At 69.2% G+C, this 16918-nt stretch carries 17 protein-coding genes; 7 read left to right on the top strand and 10 right to left on the bottom strand.

Annotated elements, in window-relative coordinates; translation table 11 throughout:
- Nucleotides 1-107: 107 nt before the first annotated feature.
- The gene (locus tag E0H50_RS15520; RefSeq protein WP_131288775.1) at nt 108-1178 is read left to right on the top strand and encodes a glycoside hydrolase family 172 protein; all 1071 of its coding nucleotides are present in this window, start codon (nt 108-110) and stop codon (nt 1176-1178) included.
- On the opposite strand, the gene E0H50_RS15515 is transcribed toward E0H50_RS15520, so the two are convergent.
- From E0H50_RS15515 to thiO, 5 genes are all read right to left on the bottom strand, one after another.
- Nucleotides 1179-2522, bottom strand: coding sequence for a glycoside hydrolase family 15 protein (locus E0H50_RS15515; protein ID WP_202868166.1), 1344 nt, complete (start codon nt 2520-2522; stop codon nt 1179-1181).
- Nucleotides 2523-2557: 35 nt separating this feature from the next.
- Entirely contained in the window at nt 2558-3448 is an 891-nt protein-coding gene (locus E0H50_RS15510; RefSeq protein ID WP_131288773.1) for a DMT family transporter, read from the bottom strand.
- A 36-nt stretch (nt 3449-3484) separates the two neighbouring features.
- Entirely contained in the window at nt 3485-5443 is a 1959-nt protein-coding gene (gene pknB / locus E0H50_RS15505; protein ID WP_131288771.1) for a Stk1 family PASTA domain-containing Ser/Thr kinase, read from the bottom strand.
- A gap of 73 nt (nt 5444-5516) precedes the next feature.
- Nucleotides 5517-6464, bottom strand: coding sequence for a LysM peptidoglycan-binding domain-containing protein (locus tag E0H50_RS15500; RefSeq protein WP_131288769.1), 948 nt, complete (start codon nt 6462-6464; stop codon nt 5517-5519).
- A gap of 168 nt (nt 6465-6632) precedes the next feature.
- A complete protein-coding gene (gene thiO / locus E0H50_RS15495) occupies nt 6633-7760 on the bottom strand; it encodes a glycine oxidase ThiO (protein WP_131288767.1) in 1128 nt (375 codons plus the stop codon).
- Between the two features lie 43 nt (nt 7761-7803).
- Here thiO and thiE point away from each other — a divergent pair, with 43 nt between their 5' ends.
- The 3 genes from thiE to E0H50_RS15480 are packed head-to-tail and all read left to right on the top strand — an operon-like array spanning nt 7804 to nt 9304.
- Entirely contained in the window at nt 7804-8451 is a 648-nt protein-coding gene (thiE, locus tag E0H50_RS15490) for a thiamine phosphate synthase (RefSeq protein ID WP_202868165.1), read from the top strand.
- Nucleotides 8448-8882 (top strand): guanyl-specific ribonuclease, encoded by a 435-nt coding sequence (locus E0H50_RS15485; protein WP_202868164.1) that lies wholly within the window; start codon nt 8448-8450, stop codon nt 8880-8882. The genes thiE and E0H50_RS15485 overlap by 4 nt, the downstream gene beginning before the upstream one ends.
- A complete protein-coding gene (locus E0H50_RS15480; protein WP_131288763.1) occupies nt 8879-9304 on the top strand; it encodes a barstar family protein in 426 nt (141 codons plus the stop codon). Before E0H50_RS15485 ends, E0H50_RS15480 begins: the two co-directional genes overlap by 4 nt.
- On the opposite strand, the gene E0H50_RS15475 is transcribed toward E0H50_RS15480, so the two are convergent.
- A complete protein-coding gene (locus E0H50_RS15475) occupies nt 9287-9625 on the bottom strand; it encodes a DUF4180 domain-containing protein (RefSeq protein ID WP_131288761.1) in 339 nt (112 codons plus the stop codon). The two genes, E0H50_RS15480 and E0H50_RS15475, sit on opposite strands and share 18 nt — an antisense overlap.
- Before the next feature lie 74 nt (nt 9626-9699).
- Between E0H50_RS15475 and E0H50_RS15470 the strand changes: the two genes are divergently transcribed.
- The gene (locus E0H50_RS15470) at nt 9700-10119 is read left to right on the top strand and encodes a helix-turn-helix domain-containing protein (protein WP_131288759.1); all 420 of its coding nucleotides are present in this window, start codon (nt 9700-9702) and stop codon (nt 10117-10119) included.
- Here the strand turns inward: E0H50_RS15470 and E0H50_RS15465 are convergent, their stop codons facing one another.
- On the bottom strand, nt 10120-11190 hold the full coding sequence (locus E0H50_RS15465; protein WP_131288757.1) for a polyprenyl synthetase family protein: 1071 nt from the start codon (nt 11188-11190) through the stop codon (nt 10120-10122).
- A 57-nt stretch (nt 11191-11247) separates the two neighbouring features.
- On the opposite strand from E0H50_RS15465, the gene metF reads away from it, so the two are divergent.
- Complete coding sequence (metF, locus tag E0H50_RS15460) at nt 11248-12165, top strand: methylenetetrahydrofolate reductase [NAD(P)H] (protein WP_131288755.1); 918 nt, start codon at nt 11248-11250, stop codon at nt 12163-12165.
- A 4-nt stretch (nt 12166-12169) separates the two neighbouring features.
- Entirely contained in the window at nt 12170-12700 is a 531-nt protein-coding gene (locus E0H50_RS15455; RefSeq protein WP_131288753.1) for a SixA phosphatase family protein, read from the top strand.
- Nucleotides 12701-12707: 7 nt separating this feature from the next.
- Here E0H50_RS15455 and E0H50_RS15450 read toward each other — a convergent pair whose 3' ends face one another.
- The 3 genes from E0H50_RS15450 to E0H50_RS15440 all read right to left on the bottom strand — a co-directional run bounded on the left by E0H50_RS15450 (nt 12708) and on the right by E0H50_RS15440 (nt 16910).
- Nucleotides 12708-14924 (bottom strand): HelD family protein, encoded by a 2217-nt coding sequence (locus E0H50_RS15450; protein WP_131288751.1) that lies wholly within the window; start codon nt 14922-14924, stop codon nt 12708-12710.
- Between the two features lie 91 nt (nt 14925-15015).
- Nucleotides 15016-16323, bottom strand: coding sequence for a phytoene desaturase family protein (locus E0H50_RS15445; RefSeq protein WP_131288749.1), 1308 nt, complete (start codon nt 16321-16323; stop codon nt 15016-15018).
- Nucleotides 16323-16910, bottom strand: a complete 588-nt coding sequence (locus tag E0H50_RS15440; protein WP_131288747.1) for a DUF4126 domain-containing protein — start codon at nt 16908-16910, stop codon at nt 16323-16325. Before E0H50_RS15440 ends, E0H50_RS15445 begins: the two co-directional genes overlap by 1 nt.
- Nucleotides 16911-16918: the final 8 nt, after the last annotated feature.

The raw sequence follows: 16918 nt of genomic DNA, 5'->3' as shown, positions 1-16918 counted from the left end.
TGAATATAAGCATCCATGGAAGGGTGGCAGTGCATCGAAGGCGGCCCGGTCCCACTTGATGGGCAATCGATTTCTCGACGGACCGGTGGCGGCCTAAGGTCGCGGGTATGACTCTTGGGAACCTCACCGGCATCAGCGCGCTCGCCGACGTCGAGTCGCGCTCCATCAGTGCGGAGAACCCGACCGGCGAGCCCGGTCAGGGCGGACGGCGGACCGAGGGGACCGGCGCGCACGCGGCCCGCGACCTCGGCCAGGGCTGGAAGGTCTCGCCGTCGATCGAGATCGGGCCGGGGGAGACCGTGACGCTGGCCGACATCGCCGGGTCCGGCTGCATCACGCACATCTGGCTGACCACGCATGTCGACCACTGGCGCCGGCTGGTACTGCGGGCGTTCTGGGACGGCGACGCCGCACCCGCGATCGAGACCCCGGTCGGCGACTTCTTCTGCTCCGGCTGGGGCAAGTTCGCCCAGGTGAGTTCGCTGCCGGTCGCGGTGAACCCCAACGGCGGATTCAACTGCTACTGGGAGATGCCGTTCCAGTCTCAGGCGCAGCTGACCATCGAGAACACGCACGACGAGCCGGTGGTCGTGTACTTCCAGGTGGACTACTGGCTGGGCGCTGTGCCGGACAAGTCGGCGTACCTGCATGCGCAGTGGCGTCGCAGCAACCCGCTGCCTTCCAAGACGGTGCACACGCTGCTGGACGGTGTGGAGGGTCCGGGGCACTACGTCGGCACGTACCTGGCCTGGGGCGTCAACAGCACCGGCTGGTGGGGTGAGGGCGAGGTGAAGTTCTACCTGGACGGTGACGACGAGTTCCCGACCATCTGCGGCACAGGGACCGAGGACTACTTCGGTGGCGCGTGGAACTTCGACGTACCCCATCTGGGCGGCTACACCGAGTTCAGTACGCCGTACCTCGGTATGCCGCAGGTGATCCGGCCGGACGGGCAGTACCAGAGCCAGCAGCGCTTCGGCATGTACCGCTTCCACCTGCCAGACCCGATCCGCTTCAAGGAGCGGCTACGCGTCGACGTACAGGCTCTCGGCTGGCGCTCCGGCGGACGCTACCTGCCGCTACAGGACGACATCTCGTCGACGGCGTTCTTCTACTCGGGCAAGACGAGTACGGCGCGACCGGACGCGCCCACGCACGACGTGATGGAGATCTGTTAGCTACGGGACTGGTAGCGGATTCTGAAGAGCTGTGTCGGCGAGAATCACCAGTGCAGCAGTCCACGCGAGTGGTGCCTCGCCGGCCGGCTCCAGGTCCCGGTTGACCTTCTCGGGCAGCGCACCGGTGCTGGTGCGGTGCTGGTCCAGCCAGGTGAGGAGGGTCTCGGCCGTGGAGCGGTCTCCGCGGGCTGCAGCGCTTAACGCGAACAACGCGGTCTGCGGCGTCCAGGACACCCCGTCCGCACGCCAGGACTCTCCAGGCGTCACACCGCCGTTGGGCTGTGTGAGTACGTCGTGCGCGCGGTCGATCGCTGCCGATACCTGAGGGTTGCCCGGCGCGAACGGTGGACCCAGCACCGTGACGATCGCGTCGGCGCCGCCGCCGATGCTGATTGGTTCGACACCTGGTTCCACGAAGCTGGTGGCGCGCGCCGGTGTCCGCGGGTAGTCGGGCGCGAAGGCTCGGTCGGTTGCCGCCGACAGTCTGTCGAGGGCCGTCCGCCAGCGGTCGGCGTCGGTCGTGCGGTGCAGGTCGGTGGCGACGTGGATGGCGCTGCGGAGGCCGGTCAGCAGGGGAGCGACCGTGCCCAGGGTCACCTCCTTCTCAGGCCTTTCCCAGTAGTCGGATGAGCTTGCCGGCAGGCCGTCCGGACCGAGCTCGCCGACGATCTGGTCTGCGGACTCGCGGACGAGGTCCCAGTACCGATTGCCGGCGCGGCAGAACCAGGTCGCCCAGATCACCCAGCCGGCGCCGTCCACCTGGGGTGCCCGGGCGTCTTCGAGGTGGCCGCCCGTGCCCGTGTAGCGGGCCTCCCAGCGGCCGGTCGACGGGCGGATGCTGTTCAGGAACGACAGCACCTGGTACGCCTTGTCGTACTGGCCGACCGCGCACCGGGCGACCGCGACGAACGACACGTCGCGTGGCCAGACGAACCGCCAAGGACCGTTCCAGCCGGCCAGCGTCACACCGCTCGGTACGGCGGCGCCCGGCAGCGTGGTCTTGTCCGGCGGCGTGGCAGCGCCCGGCAGCGTGGTGTCGTCCGGGAGCTTGGTGTCGTCCGGGAGCTTAGTGTTGTCCGGGACGGTTTGCCGGTCGGGCGGTGGGTCGGTCTGGACGGTGAGAGCGTCGAGGTCGGCCAGGGCGTGCCGGACCAGGTCGTCGTACTTCCCGCTGCCCGCCGAGGCGCCGCCGGGCGGGGCCAAGCGACCCGGAACGCCCTCGGCGACCAGCCGGGGCTGCGGATTGCGCACCAGATTGCTGACCGTCCCGGCGGCCAGCGCCATCAGCAGCAGCGCGATCACGACGTTAGGGAACCACCGATCGCGCCGTCGGCTCGGCCGCATGATCCCCCTCCTGAGCGAGAACTACTGAGCAAGAACTACTGGGCCAGGTGCTGCACTTCCGCCTCGAACTTACGCCGTGGCGCCAGCTCGACCAGGTACATGGCCGACACCACCAGTGCGCCGCCGACCAGCATCCGCCAGGTGAGGCTGTCGGAGCCGAACAGCACCGCGAACCCCGACGCGAACACTGGCTCCATTGTCATGGCAATCGCCGCCCGAGTGGGAGTCAGGTGTGCCTGCGCCCACGTTTGGACGATCAGCGCGAGGGCTCCGGCGACCAGTGCCATGTAGACCACGGCCACCCAGTCACCACCCGTGGAAGGCACCGAGAAGCCGCCGGGCAGAGCGCCGATCGCGCAGACGCAGGTGATCACGATCATCTGCAGTGACGACAGTCCGAACGCGTTCCTCGAGGTCGACCAGGCGCCCAGGCCGATGATGTGCAGCGCGTAGAGGCCGGCGGACGCCAGCGTCAGCAGTTCGCCGTGGCCGAGGCTGAGTCCCCGCAGCGACAGTACGCCGAGGCCGGTGGTGGCGAGGATCACGGCGATCCAGGCCCAGCGGCCGATCTTGTGCCGCAGGATCACGGCGCCGAGCAGCGGGGTGAAGACGACGTACATGCCGGTGACGAAGCCGGAGACGCTGGCTGACGTGTGCCGCAGGCCCTCGGTCTGGAGGAGCTGGGCGATGCCGTACGTGATGCCGAGGGCAACGGCGCGGCCGCGGTCGAGGCGACTGAGCCGCGCGATCGCGGGCGGGTGCACCAGGATCAGCGCGACCGACGCGATCAGGAACCGCAACGCCAGGTAGTCGGCGACGTCCATCCTGGTGAGCAGGTCCTTGGTCAGGAAGAACGTCGACCCCCACGCCGCCGCAACCGACAGCAGGGCCAGCACGGCAAGACGCGGGTGGTTCACGCCGGACATCAGATCAGACGCCTTGCCTGCAAGGCAAAAAGACGGCTACAGGACGGTGATCACGATCGTGCTGCCGGGTTTGACCTTCCGGCCGCCTGCGGGGCTCTGGGCCGCGACGATGTTGAGGCCGAGGTTGAACGGCGCCTTCTGCACCGTCACCTTGAAGCCGGCGTCGCCGAGGATCTTCTGCGCCTCGGCGGTGGTCTTCCGCTTCACGTCCGGGACCTCGACCAGCGGCGGGCCGAGCGACACGACCAGCGACACCTTGTCCTTGGCAAACAGCGTGCCGTTGTTCGGGGTCTGGCTGATCACGTTGCCCTCGGCGACCTTCTCGTCGTACTGCGTGCTGCGCCCGACGACGAACCCGAGCTTGGTCAGCGTCCGCTTCGCATCCTTGTACGACTTGCCGGTCAGATCCGGGACGCTGATCGGCCGTTTGCCCTTGCTGACCGCGAAGTTCACCGCGGTGCCCGGTTTCACGACCGTGTTGAACTTCGGGCTGATCGCGATCACCTTGCCCTGCGGCACGGTCTCGTTGTACTGCTCGATGATCTGCCCGGTGATCAGCTTGATCGGCGACAGCGCCTGCTGTGCCGCGTCCAGTTGCAGACCGACGAGCTGCGGCACGCGGTACCGCTCCGGTCCCTTGGAGACGGTGAGACCGATCTCACCGTCCTTCCGGATCCGGTCGCCCGCCTTCGGGTCGGTGCGGATGACGAGACCCGCCTTGACGTCCTCCGAGTAGTCCTGGTTGTCCAGGGTGGTGTGCAGGCCGGACTCCTGCGCCTTCGCCGTCGCGGCGGCGGGCTCCAGGTTCACCAGGTCGGGTGTGGTGGTGTAGCGCTGAATCCCGTAGTACCAGGCTCCGGTGCCGATGGCGATCGCGGCGGCGACGATCGCGATCAGTGCGATCGGGCCACGCGACCTGCGCTGCTTCTGTGGCGGCGCCTTCGTCGGAGGCGGTGTCTTGGCCGGAGCACCGGTGGGCCGGCCGTGCTCCACCGGTACGACGATGGTGTCGTGCCTGATCTCACCTGAGGCCTCGCCACGCGTGTAGCCGTCGTCGTACCCGCTGTCCTGCCTGATCTGGTGAATCGGCACCGTCAGGTCACCGGTCAGCTCAGGGTCGTCCGGCAACCCTTCGTCGAGCGCACTACGCACCCGGTGCACTTGCCGGCTGAACACTCGCGCGTCGGTCGGCCGCAGGTCCCGGTCCCGCGCGGTCGCGCGCTGCACGAGCGCGTCGACGTACGGCGGGATGCTCGGCTGCTCCAGCGACGGTGGGGGTACGTCGGCGTGGACATGGGCGTAGGCGACCTGGATCGGGGTGTCACCGGAGTGTGGCTTGTTGCCGGTGAGCATCTCGTACAGGACGATGCCGGCCGAGTACACGTCCGAGCGGGCGTCCGCGCTGCCGTCCGTGACCAGCTCCGGCGCCAGGTACGACACGGTGCCCATCAGGAGCCCCTGGGTGGCCGTGTTGCCGCTGGCACTCACCGCACGCGCCAGACCGAAGTCGGCGACCTTCACCGCGCCCTTGTCGGAGATCAGGACGTTCTCCGGCTTGATGTCGCGGTGCACGATGCCGGCGTCGTGTGCGGCCGACAGTGCGGACAGGACGGGCGTCAGCAGGTCGAGAGCGCGGGCGGGGGACAGCGGCGCTTCCTCGCGGATGACGTCACGCAGCGTGCGGCCGCGGACGTACTCCATCGCCAGGAACAGCGTGCCGTCGTCGTCGCCCTGGTCGAAGACAGCCACGACGTTCGGGTTCGAGAGGCGGGCGGCGGCGCGGGCCTCGGCCACGAAGCGGCGGGTGAACTGGGCGTCGTCACCGAGCCCGTCGTGCATCACCTTGAGCGCGACGGTCCGGTCCAGCCGCATGTCCAGCGCCTCGTAGACAGTCGCCATCCCGCCCTTGGCGACGCGCGCGCCCACGCGGTACCGACCGTCGAGCACGCGCCCGACGAGGCGGTCGCTGACCTGCGTGTCCACGTCGTCCGTCACTTGCGGTGAGCCGCCTCTCCCCAAACCGTTCTGCAGAGAGTGTAGATAACCGCTCAGCGTCACCGCGCCAGGCTCACCGCAGGGGGTCCCACCCGCGTTCCAGTTGCGCCTGGATCCGTAGGACGTTCTTCACGTAGACCTTGGTGTCGGCGTACATGCCGTTCTTCTTCACGCCGCCGAGGCCCTGGTAGTAGCCGGCCACCGCGATGTCGAGCTTGGCGGCGCCGGTCAGGCGGCTCAGCAGGACGACGCCGGCGGTGACGTTGTCGCGGGGTTTGAGCAGGTCCAGGTCGCGGCCGACGAGCTTGGACGCGAACCGGCCGGTCGACGGGATGACCTGCATCGCGCCGATCGCGTTCGCGGGGGAGACGACCCGCTGCTTCCAGCCGGACTCCTGCCAGCTGACCGCGAGCGCCAGCTCCGGGTCGACGCCGTACCGTTTCGCCGTGCTGACGATCAGGGCGCGCATCTGGGTCCGGGTCGGCAGCTTGCGCTTCTTCAGCGTGGCCCGGTTCCGGTTGGCCGCGGCGACGATGTGGTCGGCGTACGTGCGCCCCGCGAACGTGTTGTCCTTCCTGGCCTTGGGGCGCACCTTCACCGGCACCTGCAGCGGTTTGCCGGCGTAGATCCGGGCGCCCGACTTCAGCCCGTTCGCGGCGAGCAGGTTGGCCTGCGAGCACTTGAAGCGCTTCGCGATCCCGGAAACGGTGTCGCCGGGCTTCACGACGTACGTCACCCGACCGAGCTGGGAGCGCTTCGCCGGTATCTTGGCGGTGGTCTTCGACGACCCCTTGCCCGGGACCTTGAGCACCTCGCCCGCGTAGATCGCGTTGCCGTTGCCGGGCAGCTTGTTCAGCGCGACCAGGGTCGACACCGTCGTGCCGTAGCGGCCGGCGATGTGACTGAGGGTGTCACCCTCCTTGACCTTGTACGCGCCGAAGCCGGGCGCACCGGCGGTGATCACCGCCGCGGTCAGCACCGGTACCGCCAGGCCACTCAAGATCCGTACGACGTTGCGCATCGCAACCAACTCCCCGTGTGAACGTCACCTGACCGTATGTGCTGGTACGGATGTGACAACAGTGGCGAATGGGGTTGGTGTTACGCCTGTAACGCAAAGGTTACAATTCAAGGCTGAACTACATTGTTGTCGTTCACAATCTTTCCGGTTGCTGCGGGCAACGGTGAGTCAGTGCCCGAACCGGTTGGCCAGGAAGGGCTTCCCGAGGTCCGGCAGCGTCCCGGTCCGCACGGTGTCGGCCAGGATCTGCGCGGTGACCGGTGTCAGCAGCACGCCGTTGCGGTAGTGGCCGGTTGCCCACAGCAACCGATCCAGGCCGGACGGTCCGAGCACCGGCGCGTTGTCCGGGGTCGCCGGGCGGAGACCGGCGATCGCCTCCACCAGTTCGAGCTCGTCCGTGATCGGGAGCACGCTCCGCGCGTCACGCAGCAGGGCGAACACACCACCCGCCAGCACCCGGGTGTCGTACCCGAGTTCGCTCGTGGTCGCTCCGACCACCAGCTCGCCACCGGGCCGCGGTACGAGGTAGACCGAGAAGCCACGGGCTGTGGCGCGCACGGTGTGCTGGAGCGCCGGGCGGTACGCCTCCGGGACCCGCAACCGCAGTACCTCACCCTTCACCGGACGCACTGGCGGACGAAGCTCCTCGGGTACGCCGTCCAGCTGCGAAGACCACGGCCCTGTGGCCGCGATCACGTGACCTGCGTGCACCGTGTCACCGTTCTCGAGCTGTACGCCGAGTGCCGTCGTACCGGACGTGACGACCTGGGTGACGCGCTGGCGGATGAGCTGTACGCCGGAGAGCTCGACGGCGCGGAGCAGCGTGGCCACGGCCTGCCTGTTGTCGACGGAATGGTCGCCGGGGACCCAGACGCCACCGGACACACCTGTGGCGAGCAGGGGCTCGCGACGGCGGGCGTCACGACCGGACAGCTCCTCCACTTCGAGGCCAAGCCGCCGCTGGTAGTCAGCGAGCCTGCGGAGCGCTGCTGCGTCGTCCACGTCGTACGCAACGGACAGTGTGCCGGTCTGGTGCAGGCCCGCGGGCTGTCCCGTCAGGTCCTCGAGCTCGGCGGCGAAGGTCGGCCAGGCGTTCACCGACGCCAGGTTGAGGGCCAGGAGGTCGTCCTCGCCGTACTCCACCTCGGTGACCGGGGCGAGCATGCCGGCGGCGACGTTCGAGGTCTGTGCGCCCGGTGTGGGGTCACAGACCGTCACCTGGATACCGTCTGCGGCCAGTCGCCACGCGGTCGCCAAACCGATCAATCCGCCGCCGACAACCACCACATCAGGCATGCCCTCAACCCTACTTCTGTGGGGACATGGCAGGCTTTGGGGTGTGACCGACCACACCGATCGTCTCGCGGATGCCCGGCTCTACCTGTGCACGGATGCGCGCGAGAAGCAGGGCGACCTCGAACAGTTCCTGGACGCCGCGCTAGCCGGCGGCGTGGACATCGTGCAGCTCCGGCAGAAGGAGATGGAGGCTGCCGACGAGTTGGCCGCGCTGGAGGTGTTCGCGGACGTGTGCCGGCGACACGGCAAGCTGCTGGCCGTCAACGACCGCGCTGACATCGCCTTCGCCGCGGGCGCCGACGTACTGCATCTGGGACAGCGTGACCTGCCGGTGCATGCCGCTCGGGCGATCGTCGGGCCTGCTCCGGTGGTCGGACGCTCGACGCACACGTTCAGCCAGGTGAACGCCGCGGTCGACGAGGTGGGCTCGGACTACTTCTGCGTCGGGCCGACGTGGGCGACGCCGACCAAGCCGGGGCGTCAGGCCGCCGGTCTGGACCTGGTGTCGTACGCGGCCGGCCGCAAGCAACCGAAGCCGTGGTTCGCGATCGGCGGCATCGACCTCGAGCGGCTGGACGAGGTACTGGAAGCGGGGGCCACGCGCGTGGTCGTCGTACGGGCGATCACCGAGGCGGACGACCCGGGGGAGGCGGCCGCCGCGTTCAGCCGGAGACTGCGGGTGGCCGGGTGATCAACAACCCGAAGGCCGCGCGGATCGTCGCGGTCGTGGTGATCGCCATGCTGGTGATCACCCTGGCGGCCTCGCTGTTCGGCTGCGCTGCGGACACGAAAGCGGCCGACCAGAAGGCAGACGTCGATCCGACGAGTGGTCTCCAGTACGTCGCCGTAGCGGACCTGCCGAAGGAGGGGCAGGACACGCTCAAGCTCATCGACCAGGGCGGGCCGTACCCGTACAGCCGGGACGGTGTGGTGTTCGGCAACCTGGAGAAGATCCTGCCGAAGCACGACCGCGGCTACTACCACGAGTACACCGTGAAGACGCCGGGGGAGAAGGACCGCGGGGCCCGCCGCATCGTGACCGGTAACGCCGGCGAGCGTTATTACACGGACGACCACTACAAATCCTTCCGCCGGATCGCGGAAGACGGGGGAACCTCATGAGCTCGCTACGGGCGCTGCTGGAGGAGGGGTTGCGGCCCGGTGTCTACCGTTGGCCGGCCGCTCCCGGTGCCGACGCCGTACGCCGGGACGCGTTGGACGAAGGCTTCGGGTTCGTGCTGCTCGACACCGGCGAGATCCACGACAAGACCGGGTTCCTCGACCTGTGCGCGACCGCGTTCGACCTGCCGCGCTGGTTCGGCCGGAACTGGGACGCGCTCGCCGACTCGCTCAGCGACCGGTCGACGGGCGCACCCGAGGTCGTGCTGTGGACCGGGCTGCGGCACCTGCTCGACCACGACCACGACACGGTCGACGTCGCGTTGCAGATCTTCGCCGAGGACACCACGAACTCCGGTCAGCTCCGGGTGCTCATAGCCGAGACGGAAACGCCCGACCTGCTGAGCTCACTGCCGGTCCTCTAAGAGGGCGTTCAGTCCGTCGAGATCCGCGGCGAAGAGCAGGTTGCGGCCGCGGTTGCTCTCCCGCACCCAGTCCGCCAGCGGCTTGCTCGCCGCGACCCGCTCCGAGATGTCGCCGACGACGGCCAGGCCCATCTGGTACATCACGAACTTCTGCGTGATAGCGCCGGCCCGTCCACTGCTCAGCTCGAAGAACGCGTCCCCCAACTGCTCCGGCGTGAACGCGATCCACTCGGCCTGGTGCGCGTAGTGCGCGTCGACGATCAGCTGTACGGCGTCGCTCTCGTCGCCGAGTGGCGTGTCGCTGATGTGTACCCGTGGCATGTACTCAAACTACTCTAAGTACCCTAATTCGGCTATTTATAGGGAATTCTAAGGAACTGCCGTAGGCTGATGGGATGGCCCAGGAGCTGTACTCGGTGGAGCAGGTCGCGAACCGTCTGGGGCTGCACGTTCGCACCATCCGTAACTACGTCCGCGACGGCCGGCTGAAGGCGGTGCGGATCGGCAAGCAGTACCGGATCACCCGTGAGGACCTCGAGGAATTCACCGGTACGCCGACTGCCGTCGTCGACGTCGACCGCTCCGCACGGCACGTCGAGGCGTCCAGCATCGTCCACATCGACGCGGTCGACCGCGCCACCGCCGACCGTCTCAGCACCCACATCCACGGCGCGCTCAACACGCCCGAGGCGGTCCACCTCAAGGCCGAGACGATCTACGACGAGGAGCGAGCCGTCCTCAAGGTCATCGTCCTCGGCAACCTCCCGGCCACCGCCGACCTCCTCCGCCTCATCAACCTGCTCGCGGAGCAGTAGCTACACAACCCGGGATGTCGCGGCGACGGCCAGGTCGGTGAGGGCCTTGCGGGCCTGGTCGTCGGCCAGCGGGGCCCGGTCGAGGGCGTCGAGTGCGTCCTCGGTGCGGTCGGTGATGAGCTCCTCGCAGGCCTGGACGGCGCGGGAGTCCTGAAGGATCTCGCGGAGCAGCTGGATCTCGTCGTCGTCGAGATCCGGGCGCCCGAAGAGCCGGTTGAACTCGGTCAGCTGGATCTCCGACGCGTGGTCGACGGCGTACGCGATCAGGACCGTCCGCTTGCCTTCGCGCAGATCGTCCCCGGCCGGCTTGCCTGTCACCGCGGGATCCCCGAACACCCCGAGCAGGTCGTCCCGCAACTGGAACGCCTCGCCCAGCGGCAGCCCGTACCCGGACAGCGACGAGATCAACTCCGCGCTCCCGCCGCCCAGCGCCGCACCGACGTGCAGCGGCCGCTCGATCGTGTACGTCGCCGACTTGTACCGCAGCACGCGCAACGCCAGATCCATGTCCGACTCGCCGCTCGCCTGCGCCAGCAGATCGAGGTACTGTCCGGCCGTCACCTCGACCCGTACGGCGTCGAAGTACTGCTCCGCACGGGCCAGCGCCGCCGCGTCGAAACCCGACGTGTGCAGCAGCTCGTCGGCCCAGATCAGGCACAGGTCTCCGAGCAGGATCGCGGCGCCGACGCCGAACCCGACCGGATCCGCGCCGTGCCCGGACTTCGCGGCCCGCTCCCGCTGCAGCGCCTCGAACCGGCGATGCGCGGACGGCGCGCCCCGCCGTACGTCCGAGGAATCCATCACGTCGTCGTGCACCAGTGCGCTGACGTGCAGCATCTCCAGGCTCGCCGCGGCAGTCAGGATCGGCTGCTCCGGGTCGCCGCCCGCGGCCCGGAAACCCCAGTAGCAGAAGGACGGACGCAGCCGCTTGCCGCCGCTGGTCGCGTCCCGCGCGGCCTGCACCTGCTCGGCCAGTTCCGGCCCGATGGCGGTCAGCCGCTCTTCCTGCCGGTCGAGGAAGCCGCTCAGTGCACGCTGGATCTCGGCCGGGATGTCCACATCGCCATACACGTCTCGGAGCGTAGTCGGTGGGCAGACGCGACCGGCCACCGCGGGTAACCTGACGTCATGGCGAACGGTCTTCCCTCGACGCTTCCCGGCGGTGCGCCGACCATCCGCGAGCTGCTGGCATCCGGAGACCGGTCCTTCTCGTTCGAGTTCTTCCCGCCGAAGACCCCCGAGGCGGAGGAGGTGCTGTGGCGGTCGATCCGCGAGATCGAGCAGCTGCGGCCGACCTTCGTCTCGATCACGTACGGCGCCGGCGGGACGACGCGGGACGGCACGATCCGGGTCACCGAGCGGGTCGCGCAGGACACGTCGCTGACGCCGCTCGGGCACCTGACCTGCGTCGCGCACTCCCGCGACGAGCTGCGTTCCGTGATCGGCGCGTACGCCGGATCCGGCGTCCGGAACATGCTCGCGCTCCGCGGCGACCCGCCGGGCGGGCCGAACCAGCCCTGGGTCGCGCACCCCGAGGGCCTCGACCACGCCATCGAACTGGTCGAGCTGATCCGGTCGCTGGGTGACTTCTGCGTCGGTGTCGCCGCCTTTCCGGACAAGCACCCGGAAGCGACCTCGCTCGAGGCGGACGCGCAGGTGCTCGCCGCGAAGGCCCGGGCCGGCGCCGACTACGCCATCACGCAGATGTTCTTCGGCGCCGACGACTACTTCCGGCTCGTCGACCGGGCCGCCGCGCTCGGCTGCGACATCCCGGTACTGCCCGGCATCATGCCGGTCACGAACATCAAGCAGATCCAGCGGATGGCCGACCTCACCGGTATGGCGCTGCCGGCCGCCGTCACCGACCGGCTGCACGCCGTCGAGGACGACCCGGCCGCTGTCCGCGAGGTCGGCGTCGAGATCGCGACCGAGCTGTGCGAGCGTCTGCTGGCCGGCGGCGCACCCGGCATCCACTTCATCACCCTGAACAGATCCACCGCGACCCGGCAGGTCTTCCGCAACCTCAAGACCCCCGTCGTATCCTGACGCAATGGCTGACCCGTCGGACCTGTTGATCGACCGTACGCTCGTCCTGCTTCGGCACGCCAAGGCGGTGCCGCCCGAGACGATGCCTGATCTCGAGCGGCCGCTGGCCGAGCGCGGGAGGGCCGACGCGGGTGCCGCCGGACGGCATCTCGTTGCCCAAGGCATCGAAGCGGACCTGGTCCTGTGCTCGCCGTCCAAGCGCACCCGCGAGACCTGGAAGTACGTCGCCGAGGCCGGTGTCGGCGCCAAGGACGTCTGGTACGACAAGCGCATCTACAACGCCGACACCGACGGCATCCTGGACGTCGTCCACGAGGCCCCGGCCGAGGCCCGCACCGTGGTCGTCGTCGGCCACGCGCCGGGCATCCCGTGGCTCGCCGACGAACTCGCCCTGGACGGCACCAGCCCGGAGCGCGTCGAGCTCACCCAGAAGTACCCGACCACGGGCCTCGCGATCCTGCACCTCACCACCCGCTGGGCCGACCTCTCGGCCAACGACGCCGACTTGGTGTCGTACGTCGTACCACGCGCCTGAGCAGCGTTTAAGACGGCAGCCAGCGGGTCGTGCTGTTGACGGTGATCATGCGCTGGGTGGCGCGGGTGAGGACCACGTAGAGCGCCCGTACGCCGCCCAGTGTGTCGCTGACGATCCGGTCCGGTTCGACGACGACCACGGCGTCGTACTCGAGGCCCTTCGAGTCGAGTGGGCTGACCGCGATCACCCGTGGGTCGTTCAGCTCGGCGAGGACCGGGTCGACGACCGGGCGGAGCGCCGGCGGCACGATGACGCCGACGGTGCCCTCGACCAGCTGCAGCAGCTCCACCGCTGCGTCGCCGGCGGCTTCGGAGACCTTGCCCGCGTCGAAGACCCGGTGCTCCGGCTCCACTCCGGTACTGCGGACCGCGTTCGGCAGGTCCGCGTCCGGGATGGACTGCCGGATCACCTCTCCCGCGAACGAGTAGATCTCGGCCGAGTTCCGGTAGTTGGTGGACAGCCGGAACGAATGCCGCTGCAGGTGCGACAGCATCGAGTCCATCGCGGCCCGTGCCTCGTCCGGGTCGGGCCACGAACTCTGCGCCGGGTCGCCGACGATCGTCCAGCTGGCCTGCGGTCCGCGCCGCGTCACCATCCGCCACTGCATGGGGGAGAGGTCCTGCGCCTCGTCCACCAGGACGTGCGCGTACTCCTCCGGCTCCTCCGCCTCGCGCGCGGCCGCGGCCCGGGCCCGGCGCTCGGAGCTGGTCAGTACTTCGTTGACGCCGTCCGACAGCCCTTCGAGCCAGTCGAACTCCTCGTCGTTGTTCTCCACGATCGGAGGACGACCCAGGAGCGAGCTGAGCTCGTCCAGCAACGCCACGTCGGCGATGGTGAACTCGTCGGTCGTCCGGATCGCCGTAGCGAGTGCGTCGACCTCAGCGGGCGTCAGGTCGTTGCGGGCCCAGCGCTGGAGACGGCGTGCGTCACCGAGCCAACGCAGTACCGCTTCGGGCGTCAGCACCGGCCACCACTGGCTGAAGAACGTGCGGAACGCCGGAGTGTCGGTGACGCGGTCGCCGAACGCCTCGCGGTCACCGAGCGGCCCGTTGCGCAGGTCCTCGGGGAACCGCTGCCACAGCGCGGCGATCAGGCCCTTCCGCGCCTCGGCGGCGGCCCGGTTGCGGGCCGTGCGGCGCAGAGCGTTCCGGCGTACGTTGTCGAGCTGGTTGGCGTCGAGCTCGACGGTGGCGCCGCCGAGGAACACCCGCAGGTTCGTCGGCGCGTTCGGCACCCGGTCGCGGGCCGCGCGTGACAGCACCGCACGCATCCGCAACGAACCCTTGACGGCGGCCGCCGCGGCGTCGTCGACCGCGGTCGCCTTCACACCGTCGACCAGCTCGCCGACAGCCCGCAGCGACACCGTGTTCTCACCGAGGCTGGGCAGCACCCGCTCGATGTAGGCCATGAACGCGGCCGACGGTCCGACGACCAGTACGCCGCCACGCTCGAAACGCCTGCGGTCGCTGTACAGCAGGTACGCCGCGCGGTGCAGGGCCACCACCGTCTTGCCGGTACCGGGACCACCGCCGATGACGGTGACTCCGCGGGCGGGCGCCCGGATCGCCTTGTCCTGCTCGGCCTGGATGGTGGCGACGATGTCGCGCATCGTGTGCCCACGGGCCCGCGACAGCGACGCCATCAGCGCGCCCTCGCCCATCACCGGCAGATCCTCCGGCGCCCGCTCCGGCGCCAGCAGGTCGTCCTCGAGACCGACGATCCGGGACCCCTTGTTCCGCAGCACGCGGCGCCGGACGACCTTCTGCCGGTCCGTCGCGGTGGCGCGGTAGAACGGCTCGGCCGCGGGTGCGCGCCAGTCGATCACCAGCGGTTCGTACTCGGCGTCGCGGACGCCGATCCGCCCGACGTACAGCTTCTCGAGCTCGGTCGCGGTCGTGGCGGCCGGCTCGTCGTCACCGTGGTCGGAGTCGAGCCGGCCGAACACCAGGCCCTCGTGCTCGGCGTCCAGTTCGGCGATCCGGCGCGCGGCGGCGAACACCAGCACGTCGCGCTCGTACAGACCGGTCTGCTCCTCGTCGCGGACACGCCCGACGTTCTGCGCCTGGCCGCGCTGGTGGCCTTCGACCGCGATCCGGGACGCGGACCGCGCGGCCTCCTCGACCCGGCCGTACACCCGGTCGACATGTTGTTGCTCCGCCGCCAGCTCAGCCCGCTCAGCTCTCTCAGCGTTGTCGTGATCGGCCGATGTGGGGGTTTGATCCACCGAGGTCCTCTCTACGGCCGGGACCCGCCCCGACTCAGAACACAGGAACAACCAATCTTAGTTGGCTCCACTGTCCAACCCCACAGCGGTCTCAGGCCTTCCCGATGGCGTCTGCCACGATGGCCGCACCGAGTGTGGTGGCCGGCACACCGGAGCCCGGGTGGGCGCCCGCGCCGACGCAGTACAGGCCCTTGACCGGGGACACGTTGGTGGCCCGGCGGCGGGCGGTCTTGTAGCCCTCCCAGGCCACACCGGCCCACCAGGACGGCGACGTCTGTCGCGACACCACGTGCTCGCGAACAGGCAGGCCACGGGCGACCAAGAGGTCCAGTACGTCGTCAGTGGGGTAGCCGTGGACCAGCACTGACCAGGCCTGATGCCCGGCAGGTGCTGTGCCACCTGTGCGGACGACGACGGTCGGTGTCCCGTGCAGAACGGTCTCGAACGGCAGCTGCGGCACCGGGTCCTTCAGGCCGAGATGTACGACGTACGCCGCCTGCGCCTGGTGTGTGGACAGGATCCGCTTGCGTGCCTTCTTGGCCACCGGATCGTCGACGAAGGACTCGTAGAGGATCCGTGGGTCGACGTCACTCACGACGATGTCTGCGAGCAGCTCCTCACCGTCGGCGAGCCGTACGCCGGTCACTGCACCACCTGCCGTAGAGACGGCGACCACCTCGGCGCTGGTGCGCACGGTGATCTTCCGCTCGCTGGCGCGCTGTACGAGGGCGTCAGCGAGTGCGCCGAAACCACCTGCGATCGTCCAGCGCCCGAAGGTGCGCTCCAGGTAGGACCAGACGCCGACGTACCCCGGTGTGAGGGCGGCGTCCGATCCGCCCTGGGCTGCGAAGTGCCGCAGTACCGCACGGGAACGGTCGTCGGTCAGCTCGCGTTGCGCGACCTTCTCCAGCGACTGCCAGGGCTTGAGAGCGCGGATGGTCTTGAGCGGCAGCTTGTCCTCGAGTGGTGGCTCCAGGGACGTCTTGCGAAGGATCTGCCAGGTCTCGCCGTACGCGTCGACCAGTGCGGTCCACTGCGCGGCCACAGGTGCACCGGCCAGGTCGGTCCACGCTTCTTCCTGTGCACCGCGGTCGCTGACGGGCAGGTCGAGTACGGAGCCGTCAGCGAACATGTGGCGACGCGGCTCGGACACCGGGTCCAGTTGCACCAGGTTCTCGATCGGACGGCCGCTCTTGCGGAACAGGTCGCGTAGCGCGGCCGGCAGCGTCGTACTGGCGGCACCGGCGTCCCATGTGAACCCGTCCGCCTCTACGCGGCCCAGTGCGCCACCCAGGTGCTCATCACGTTCGCAGACGGTCACCTGGTGGCCCAGCTTCGCCAGCCGCACAGCACTCGCGAGCCCGGCCAGCCCGGCCCCCACCACAATCACATTCGCCATCAGGCAGCACTTTTCTCTCGCCAAGCCTTGAATCTGGCATACCCGCGCCGGATGAACCTGAACGCGAAGTACACCCCGAGCAGTCCGAGGATCAGCAGCACGCCCGCGATGACGAGCGCGACCTCCGGGTGGAACGCGGCCAAGGACATCACACCGGCGACCGCGACGTCCTCACCCGACGACGCGGCGATGTTGGTGACCGGCTCGGGGGACGTGTTGATCGCGAGCCGCAGACTCGCCTTCACCGCGTGCGACAACAACGCCACCAGGCCGCCGGTGGTCGCGATCAGGGCCTGCTCCAGCGTGCTCGCCTGACCGGACATCAGTGCGGCCAGGACCGCGCCGATCACCGGCCGGACGACGGTCGAGATCGCGTCCCACGCCGAGTCGACGTACGGGATCTTGTCGGCGACGAACTCGACCGCGAACAGCGCGCCGGCGACGATCAGGACCGGCGTCGTGGTCAGCGAGTGCGGTACGTCGTCGGCGCCCGCGAACCGGCCGAGCAGACCGAGAATCAGCACGCAGGCGTAGGCGTTCACCCCACTGGCCCAGCCCGTCGTCACCGCCAACGGCAGCGCTTCCATCGTCGTAC

The organism is Kribbella sindirgiensis, from assembly GCF_004331435.1.
Classification (GTDB): Bacteria; Actinomycetota; Actinomycetes; order Propionibacteriales; family Kribbellaceae; genus Kribbella; species Kribbella sindirgiensis.
This window is presented reverse-complemented; position numbering and strand designations above follow the sequence as displayed.